Raw genomic sequence first — 466 nt, 5'->3', positions numbered from 1 at the left:
GGTCCGCCTCGTTCATGCGGCCGCGTGGCTCGGGGTGCCGTTCCGACGCGGGTCAGTTGCCAGGTGACTTGCGGGGTCACGGCAGCATCGAAGTGGATCGCCAGCTGTTCGGTTCGCCGCTTGCCGTCGGCCGCGGCGAGAAAGATGCTTTCTTCGATCGTGACCACGAGGCCGGAGGCCTCGAACTCCCAGACTTCGCCAGAGGGCAGTGCGAGCAAGGCGCTTTCGCCCTCGCGGATCAGGCTCGCACGAATGCCGGGGTGCAAGTGGAAGCGCGCCACGGCCGGCAGCGCTTCCGTTTCCTTGGGCAGGGCAATCTCGTCTTCGCCGGTCAGCGTCGTGCCGTCATTGCTGAGCAGCAGCCGGCGGGTGTGCAGCGCGCCGAGAGTGCGGCGATAGCCGTCGTGGCTCGCGACCCATTCATGGCCAGCCTCGCTGTCCTGCCGCGCGACCCGCACGTCGGAGG

Annotated in this window: 1 protein-coding gene; it reads right to left on the bottom strand. The window is 68.5% G+C overall.

What is annotated here, in order from left to right:
• Positions 1-466 (bottom strand): heparinase II/III domain-containing protein (locus AB4Y92_RS25705; protein WP_441822192.1); only part of this gene is annotated, 466 nt, incomplete at both ends.

The sequence above is a fragment of the Lysobacter sp. TAB13 genome, assembly GCF_052113885.1.
GTDB classification, from domain to species: domain Bacteria; phylum Pseudomonadota; class Gammaproteobacteria; order Xanthomonadales; family Xanthomonadaceae; genus Lysobacter; species Lysobacter gummosus.
The sequence above is the reverse complement of the archived record's forward strand: the minus strand, read 5'-3'. Positions and strand labels throughout refer to the sequence as shown.